This window comes from Sphingomonas sp. S-NIH.Pt3_0716 (assembly GCF_003950715.1).
GTDB lineage: Bacteria > Pseudomonadota > Alphaproteobacteria > Sphingomonadales > Sphingomonadaceae > Sphingobium > Sphingobium yanoikuyae_A.
Genome location: NZ_QLJK01000097.1, coordinates 1 through 1583, shown reverse-complemented (window position 1 = coordinate 1583; position 1583 = coordinate 1). Strand labels below are relative to the sequence as shown.

At 58.3% G+C, this 1583-nt stretch carries 1 protein-coding gene; it reads left to right on the top strand.

The genetic code is table 11. The features are described from left to right. Positions 1-120 precede the first annotated feature (120 nt). Entirely contained in the window at positions 121-1239 is a 1119-nt protein-coding gene (locus BRX37_RS26170; protein WP_125990350.1) for an IS110 family RNA-guided transposase, read from the top strand. Positions 1240-1583 lie beyond the last annotated feature (344 nt).

The window sequence follows — 1583 nt, the reverse complement described above, 5'->3', positions numbered from 1 at the left end:
TGAGTAGCCCCTAGACCGTATGTTCGTGCGGTGAAGTTGGCCCGCCCTCGGAGTAAGCAGGAAACGGGGGTTACGCCGGACGGGCCGGCGCCTATCCCCATGCTTAGGCGAGGGCGAACCATGCGCGAGTATAACGAACTCTTTATCGGACTCGATACATCGAAAGCGAAGATTTCGGTTGCGGTCGCGGAAAAGGAGCGGAACGGCGAAGTGCGTTTCTTTGGCGATATCTCAGCCGAACCGACATCGGTTGCATCGATGGTAGCCAAGTTGGCAAAGCGCGGGGCCACTCTTCACTTCTGTTATGAGGCTGGCCCGACCGGGTACGACCTTTATCGCCAGATCATGGGGCTGGGGCATCAGTGCCAGGTCGTTGCTCCATCCCTTATTCCCAAGCGTCCGGGCGATCGTGTGAAGACCAATCGGCGCGATGCAGTCAGCCTGGCACGGTTGCATCGCGCCGGAGAGCTGACTGCTGTTTGGGTTCCGGACGAAGCCCATGAAGCTGTGCGAGACCTTGTCCGCGCTCGTGAGTGCGCCCACGACGCGCTGAAGAAGGCACGTCAGCAACTCCAGTCATTCCTGTTGCGCCATGGTCGGATTTATCCGGGACGCTCGCCTTGGACACGAGCCCATTTTCGATGGCTGGCGGCGCAGAGTTTCACCCATCCCGCCCATCACATAGTCCTCGCCGAATATATCCAGGCCATCGAGGATGCGGCCATCCGTGAAGACCGGCTGACCAAACAGGTCGCGGAAGTAGTTGCGTCCTGGTCCATGGCGCCTGTCGTGGAGGCCTATCAGGCAATGCGCGGAATTGCGTTCATCGCTGCGGTCACCTTTGTCGTGGAAATCGGCGACGTACGACGCTTCGAAACGGCGCCGCAGTTGATGGCATACCTCGGGCTTGTTCCATCTGAGAGTTCAACAGGCGAGCGGGTGAAGCGCGGCGGCATCACCAAGGCCGGCAATAGGCGAGCCCGCCGAGTGCTAATCGAAGGTGCATGGACTTATCGCTATCCCGCTCGCGTGAGCCAGACGATTCAGGCCCGATTGGACGGGCTACCACGCTCAGTCCGCGAGATTGCATGGAAAGCCCAGATCCGGCTTTGTGCACGCTATCGCAGAATGATCACTACCGGCAAGCTCAAGACCGTCGCGGTAGCGGCGATTGCGCGGGAAATGGCTGCCTTCCTCTGGGCAATCGGGCAGGAAGTCTCTCCCACTGTTCGGGCATAAAGGTTCTTCCTCGGTAAATCGCGACGAGAAAGGAGCAATACAGAACCAGCGTCATCATCTGCTTGATGTGCAAAGTTGGGAGCAGGGCCCCGGTGGGGAATCCTCGTGAAAACTAAGTGGCGGACAATAACGTCTACGCCCGACCCTAGGCAGAGGCAGCCCCAGACGAACATACGGATATGTGGTAGCCAACCCGCGCATAAGAGTATGCCAACCGTCGTCGAAAGCCCTGCTCCCTACTCTGCACATCAGCTCCACACCTTTGACTTCGTCATCTAAGGCGGAAAGGACCTCATCATGTCGAAGGCTCTTGAAATCGAACATAAGAGTTTTCTAGACGCCTT

Excerpts from the sequence above, each read along its gene's own strand:
- BRX37_RS26170 (WP_125990350.1), top strand. The coding sequence starts at position 121 with ATGCGCGAGTATAACGAACTCTTTATCGGACTCGATACATCGAAAGCG.